This window comes from Arthrobacter agilis (assembly GCF_002953615.1).
GTDB lineage: Bacteria > Actinomycetota > Actinomycetes > Actinomycetales > Micrococcaceae > Arthrobacter_D > Arthrobacter_D agilis_B.
On sequence record NZ_CP024915.1, the window covers coordinates 1,398,703 to 1,405,429 of the forward strand.

A 6,727-nucleotide genomic window follows, 5' to 3' on the forward strand; every position below is an offset into this window, starting at 1 on the left:
CCGCCGGAAGCCATCTTCTTCATCATCTTCTGGGCCTGCGTGAAGCGTTCCAGCAGGCCGTTCACCTCGGACACGTGCACGCCCGAGCCACGGGCGATCCTCGCGCGGCGGGACCCGTTGATGATCTTGGGTGCGACGCGCTCGTGCGGTGTCATCGAGCGGACGATCGCCTCGACGCGGTCGATCTCCCGCTCGTCGAAGTTCTCCAGCTGCTCGCGCATGTTGGCGGCACCGGGCATCATCATGAGCATCTTCTTCATGGAGCCCATGTTGCGGATCTGCTGCATCTGCGCCAGGAAGTCGTCGAGCGTGAAGTCCTCCTGGTCGGCGAACTTCTTCGCCATCCGGGCCGCTTCGTCCTTGTCCCAGGACTGCTCCGCCTGCTCGATCAGTGTCAGGATGTCGCCCATGTCCAGGATGCGCGAGGCCATCCGGTCCGGGTGGAACAGCTCGAAGTCGTTCAGTCCCTCACCCGTGGAGGCGAACATGACCGGCTTGCCGGTCACGGACGCGACCGAGAGCGCCGCGCCACCGCGGGCGTCGCCGTCGAGCTTCGTCAGGACGACGCCGGTGAAGTCCACGCCCTCGTTGAACGCGAGGGCCGTGTTGACGGCGTCCTGGCCGATCATCGCGTCGATGACGAACAGGACCTCGTCGGGGCTGATGGCCGCGCGGATGTCTGCGGCCTGCTGCATCAGTTCGGCGTCCACGCCCAGGCGGCCGGCCGTGTCGACGATGACGACGTCGTGCAGGCGGGCGCGCGCCTCGGCGACACCCTGGCGGGCCACGGCGACGGGATCGCCGGTCGCGGCCTCGAAGTCGGAGCTGACACCCGGGTGAGGGGCGTAGACGGGAACACCGGCGCGCTCACCGTTGACCTGGAGCTGGCGCACGGCGTTGGGGCGCTGGAGGTCGCAGGCGACGAGCAGCGGGCTGTGCCCCTGGCCCTTGAGCCACTTGGACAGCTTGCCCGCGAGGGTGGTCTTGCCCGCGCCCTGGAGGCCGGCCAGCATGATGACGGTCGGCGGGTTCTTCGCGAGCTTGATGCGCCGGGTCTCGCCGCCGAGGATCCCCACGAGTTCCTCGTTGACGATCTTGACGACCTGCTGGCCCGGGTTCAGGGCCTGGGACACCTCGAGGCCGAGTGCGCGTTCCTTGACGGCGGCCGTGAAGGCCCTGACCACGGGGACGGCGACGTCGGCGTCGAGCAGGGCTCGACGAATCTCGCGGACGGTGGCATCGATGTCCGCCTCGGTGAGGCGGCCCTTGCCGCGGAGGTTCTTGAAGGTCGCAGTCAGCCGGTCGGAGAGTGAATTGAACACGTGCCGTGAACTACTTTCATCGGGAGATTTGGAGATCCAACTCCCAAGCCTACCAACTGGGGTCCGCCGAGGGGTGTCCTTCCGGCGGCAGGCGGCGGTGCACCACGTCCCGGGAGCGCAACCGGCGACGCATTGCCCGAGTGCGGGACAGGCACAGGGATAAGTGGCAAGGTGAAGAGGTGGATACTCACTCTCTCGCAGAACATGACACCATTCCCGCCGAGGCCGACACCCGGGTCAAGACGCTCCTCATCCTGGGGGCGTCCGGGGACCTCACGGGGCGCCTGCTGCTCCCGGGTCTGGCGCGGCTCATCCGGCTCGGGCGCGCCGACGGGCTGAAGCTCGTGGGCGCGGGATCCGATGACTGGACGGACGAGCAGTGGCGCGAACGCGTCGATGGGGCGTTCGCCGCGGCCCTGGAGAAGGCCGACGACGCCGGTCGGGCGTCGCTCCAGCAGGTGCGGGACAACAGCTCGTACCACCTGATCGACGTCACCCAGGACGGCCTGGCCGACCTGGTGCAGACGCTGGAGGGGCCGGTGGCGCTGTACTTCGCCCTGCCCCCGGCCATCAGCCAGAAGGCCTGCAGCGCCCTGGGGCCGGACTCGCTGCCGAAGAGCACGCGCCTCGTCATGGAGAAGCCCTTCGGGACGGACCAGGCGTCGGCGCACAGCCTCAACGACAAGCTGGCCGGGCTCGTCCCGGAGCAGAACATCCACCGCGTGGACCACTTCCTCGGCAAGGCGACGGTCTTCAACATCCTCGGGCTGCGCTTCGCCAACCGGATCCTCGAACCCGTCTGGAACAACCTCCACATCGAGAAGGTCGAGGTGATCTTCGACGAGGATCTCGCGCTCGAGAACCGCGCGCGCTACTACGACGGCGCGGGTGCCCTGCGGGACATGATCCAGAGCCACCTGCTGCACGTCATGGCCCTCCTGGCGCTCAACGCGCCGTCGACCCTGCACGAACGCGACCTGCGGGACCATATCGGCTCGATCCTCCGGGCGAGTTCGGTGGACCTCGACAGCCCGGGCAGCAGCCGTCGCGCCCGGTACACCGCCGGCACGATCGGCGACCGGCAGATCCCCGACTACGCCGCGGAACCCGGCGTCGATCCGTCGCGGGGCACCGAGACCCTCGCGGAGGTCACCGTGTCGATCAACAACGAACGCTGGTCGGGCGTCCCGTTCGTGCTCCGCTCCGGCAAGGCCCTCGGCGTCAAGCGCAAGGAGGCGGTCATCACGTTCCGGCCCGTCAGCCACCTCCCCGTCGGCTTCACCGGGCAGGACGCCCCGACGAAGCTGCGCATCGGCTTCGGCCCCGACACCCTGCAGCTCGAACTCGACGTCAACGGACCGGGCGACATCTTCTCGCTGGACCGGGCGACCCTCAGTGCGGACCTCAACGAGACCGACCTGCTCCCCTACGGCGAGGTGCTCGACGGCGTGCTCGCGGGAGATCCGACCCTCTCCGTCCGTGGTGACACCGCCGAGGACTGCTGGCGCATCGTGGAACCGGTCCTGCGCGCCTGGTCGGAGGACCGGGTGCCGCTCGAGGAGTACCCGGCGGGGTCGGGCGGGCCCGAGTCCTGGCCGTCCTCGCACGGCCGGGCCTAGCCGCCGGCCCGACGCATACGCAAAGGCATACGCAAAGGAAGGGCTGCCACATCGTGGCAGCCCTTCGTTGTGTATGACCGGTGTCCCGGTGTTTCCCCGTCCCTAGAGTGCGGCCTCTCCGCGCTCGCCCGTGCGGACGCGGACCGCTTCCTCCACGGGGATCACCCACACCTTGCCGTCGCCGGCCCGGCCCGTGTTGGCCGTGGAGACCAGGACGTCGACGATGTCGGTGACCCAGGCGTCGGCGACGAGGACCTCGACGCGCGCCTTCTGCAGGAGGTCCACCGTGTACTCGGCCCCGCGGTACACCTCGGTGTGGCCGCGCTGGCGGCCGTAGCCGCTGGCCTGGCTGACCGTGAGGCCCTGCACGCCGTAGTTCTCCAGGGCGCCCCTGACGCCGTCGAGCTTGTCGGGACGAACGATTGCTGTCACCAGTTTCATGAATGTATGCCCTCCGTGACGTTCTGCTGGGTGGTCTGTGGCTGCGCGGTCTTCTGCTGGGACAGCGCCTGCTCGGCGAAGGGGTGGAAGGATCCGCCCACTCCCAGGCCGCCGAATTCGTAGGCGGTCTCGGCGTGCTCCGAGAGGTCGATGCCGGACACCTCGTTGTCGGAGCTGACGCGGAACCCGATGGTCTTGTGGATCGCGAGTCCGATGATCGCGGTCATGATCGCGGACAGTGCGATGGCGATGGCCGCCGCGACGATCTGGGCGACGAGCTGGCCGACGCCACCGCCGTAGAAGAGTCCGCCACCCGCGCCCTCGACGGGCAGTGCGATGAACCCGAGGGACAGCGTGCCGACGATACCGGCGACGAGGTGGACGGCGACGACGTCGAGCGAGTCGTCGAAGCCGAGGCGGTACTTGATGCCGACGGCGAGGGCGCAGACCGCTCCCGAGACGATCCCGAGGCCCACGGCGCCGATCGGGCTGACGTTGGCGCAGGCCGGGGTGATGGCGACGAGTCCGGCCACGATCCCCGATGCGGCACCGAGGGAGGTGGGGCGGCCGTCGCGGATGCGTTCGGTCATGAGCCAGCCGACCATCGCGGCCGCGGGGGCCGCCATGGTGTTGACCCAGATGAGGCCGGCCTCCTCGGCCGTGCCCGCGGCGCCTCCGTTGAAGCCGAACCAGCCGAACCACAGGAGTGCGGCGCCGAGCATGACGAACGGGATGTTGTGGGGGCGCTGCGCGGGGTCCTTGCCGAAGCCCTGCCGCTTGCCGAGGATCAGCGCGAGGACCAGTGCGGCGACGCCGGCACTGATGTGGACGACCGTGCCACCCGCGAAGTCGATGGCCTCACCGACGGCACCACCGACGGCGCCGTCGGCGCTGAGGAGTCCGCCACCCCAGACCATGAAGGCGAGGGGGCAGTAGACCAGGGTGACCCAGATCGGCACGAACAGTGTCCAGGCGCCGAACTTCGCGCGGTCGGCGATCGCCCCGCTGATGAGCGCCACCGTGATGATGGCGAAGGTGGCCCCGTAGCCGGCGCCGATGAGGTCCTCGGTCCCGATCAGGCTGTTCAGCCCGAAGGAGGCGAAGGGGTTGCCGAAGAGCTGTGCGACGCCGTCCCCGCCGGTCATCGAGTAGCCCCAGAGGACCCAGACGACTCCCACGAGCCCGACGGCGACGAAGCTCATCATCATCATGTTCAGTGCGGCCTTGGCGCGCGTCATCCCGCCGTAGAAGAAGGCGAGGCCGGGGGTCATGAGGAGTACGAGGGCGGCTGAGATCATCACCCAGACGTGACCTGCTGTCAGATCCATCAAACACGATCCTTCCAAAGGGGCGGGGACTTCCCGCTCCTCCAGAATGCGATGATCGTGTTTCCGTCCCTGGGGCATCACATTGCCGGCAAGTTACAACACTCTCACCGACGTAAAAGACGCGTGACACCGATGTTTCCGGCAGGTTTCCCTTGCGTCGGATCGCTGCCGGCGTCCGATCGGGGACCGGGCGCCCCGCCCGGGCTCAGTTCAGCAGTGCGTCGACGAAGCTCTCGGCGTCGAAGGGTGCGAGGTCGTCAGCACCCTCGCCCAGTCCGATCAGCTTCACGGGCACCCCGAGGCTGCGCTGGATGGCCACCACGATGCCGCCCTTCGCGGTGCCGTCCAGCTTGGTCAGGACGATACCGCTGATGTTGACGACCTCGGCGAACACCCGCGCCTGGTTGAGCCCGTTCTGCCCTGTGGTGGCATCCAGGACCAGCAGGACCTCGTCGACGGTGCCCTGCTTCTCGACCACGCGCTTGACCTTGCCCAGTTCGTCCATGAGGCCGACCTTGTTCTGCAGCCGTCCCGCCGTGTCGATGAGGACGACGTCCACCTCCTGCTCGATGCCCGCCTTCACGGCCTCGAAGGCGACCGAGGCCGGATCGGCGCCGTCGACGTCGGACTTGACCGTGGGCACGCCGACCCGGGCACCCCACGTGGCCAGCTGCTCGGCGGCGGCTGCACGGAAGGTGTCCGCCGCCCCCAGGAGCACATCCTTGTCATCGGCCACCAGCACGCGTGCGAGCTTGCCGACGGTGGTGGTCTTGCCGACACCGTTGACGCCCACCACCATCACGATCGCGGGGCGGTCGGCATGGCGCTGCGTGGCGAGGGAACGGTCCATCGACGGGTCCACGAGCTTCACCAGTTCCTCGCGGAGCATGTCCTTGACCTCGGCCGGGTTGCGGCTGCCGGCCACCTTCACCCGCTCGCGCAGGGCATCGACCAGTTCCAGGGTCGGCTCGGTGCCGAGGTCTGCGAGGAGGAGCGTCTCCTCGACCTCGTCCCAGACGTCCTCGTCGATCCTGTCCCTGGACAGCAGGGCGAGGAGGCCCTTGCCGAGGGCGTTGTTCGACCGCACCAGGCGGGCACGCAGTCGCGCCAGCCGGCCCTGGACCGGGTCCACGGTGTCGAGGCGCTCGGCGGGAGGAGCCTCCTCGAGGCCGCTGAGGTCGTCGGGCACCAGGACATCCGTGGTGACACCGTCCGGTTGGTCGAGGACATCCAGCGACGTGGCGCCGTGGGCAGGGCCCGCCACCTGGTCGTCGGCGTCGCGCGGTGAGGAGTAGAGCCCCGGCGGCGTGCGCCTGCCGCGCACCAGGAGGATCGCGAGCGACCCGATCACGGCGATCGCGAGGATGACGAAGATGACAGGCAGAAGGATGTCGTTCACTGATCCACCTTCTCATACGGGCCGATTGAGGATCCTGTCGACGCAGTGGCAGAATGCGAGGACCATGGCCGGACTCCCTCGCGCGCGCAAGCACTCCCCCTTCCGGTTCCTCCCCGGGAGCCGTCGGGTCCCGCGGACGCAGGAACCCGCCCCGGTGCGCGAGAGCATCCCCCGCGAGATCCGTGTCCTCATCGCCGCGGCCTTCGTGATCGCCATCGGCTTCGGGCTCGTGGCCCCGGTCCTCCCGCAGTTCGCGCAGAGTTTCGACGTCGGCGTGACCGCGGCGTCCGTGATCGTCAGCGCCTTCGCGCTCACCCGGCTGCTCTTCGCACCGGCGGGCGGCTGGCTCGTCGAGAGGCTCGGCGAGCGCCCGGTCTACATCCTCGGGCTGCTCATCGTCGCCCTGTCCACGGCCGCGTGCGCCTTCGCCGCCGACTACTGGCAGTTGCTGGTGTTCCGCGGACTGGGCGGTATCGGGTCGACGATGTTCACCGTCTCGGCCATGGGCCTGATCGTCCGGCTGGCCCCACCCGCCATCCGCGGCCGCGTCTCCGGTGCCTACGCCACCGCTTTCCTGCTCGGCAGCATCGGCGGTCCCATCCTCGGAGGCCTGCTGGC

6 protein-coding genes are annotated in these 6,727 nt (G+C 69.0%); 2 read left to right on the plus strand and 4 right to left on the minus strand.

What is annotated here, in order from left to right:
* The coding region (gene ffh, locus CVO76_RS06740) for a signal recognition particle protein (protein ID WP_208741730.1) at positions 1-1,322 on the minus strand (1,322 nt) is incomplete at its 3' end.
* 179 nt (positions 1,323-1,501) lie between these two features.
* Between ffh and CVO76_RS06745 the strand changes: the two genes are divergently transcribed.
* Entirely contained in the window at positions 1,502-2,941 is a 1,440-nt protein-coding gene (locus CVO76_RS06745) for a glucose-6-phosphate dehydrogenase (RefSeq protein ID WP_244186251.1), read from the plus strand.
* A gap of 102 nt (positions 2,942-3,043) precedes the next feature.
* Here the strand turns inward: CVO76_RS06745 and CVO76_RS06750 are convergent, their stop codons facing one another.
* From CVO76_RS06750 to ftsY, 3 genes are all read right to left on the minus strand, one after another.
* Entirely contained in the window at positions 3,044-3,382 is a 339-nt protein-coding gene (locus tag CVO76_RS06750) for a P-II family nitrogen regulator (protein ID WP_043445797.1), read from the minus strand.
* Positions 3,379-4,710, minus strand: a complete 1,332-nt coding sequence (locus CVO76_RS06755; RefSeq protein WP_208741379.1) for an ammonium transporter — start codon at positions 4,708-4,710, stop codon at positions 3,379-3,381. The genes CVO76_RS06750 and CVO76_RS06755 overlap by 4 nt, the downstream gene beginning before the upstream one ends.
* A gap of 205 nt (positions 4,711-4,915) precedes the next feature.
* Positions 4,916-6,109, minus strand: coding sequence for a signal recognition particle-docking protein FtsY (ftsY, locus tag CVO76_RS06760; protein WP_208741381.1), 1,194 nt, complete (start codon positions 6,107-6,109; stop codon positions 4,916-4,918).
* Positions 6,110-6,173: 64 nt separating this feature from the next.
* Here ftsY and CVO76_RS06765 point away from each other — a divergent pair.
* A partial coding sequence (locus tag CVO76_RS06765) for an MFS transporter (protein WP_208741731.1) occupies positions 6,174-6,727 on the plus strand: 554 nt, incomplete at its 3' end.

Excerpts from the sequence above, each read along its gene's own strand:
- CVO76_RS06750 (WP_043445797.1), bottom strand. The coding sequence starts at position 3,382 with ATGAAACTGGTGACAGCAATCGTTCGTCCCGACAAGCTCGACGGCGTC.
- CVO76_RS06755 (WP_208741379.1), bottom strand. The coding sequence starts at position 4,710 with ATGGATCTGACAGCAGGTCACGTCTGGGTGATGATCTCAGCCGCCCTC.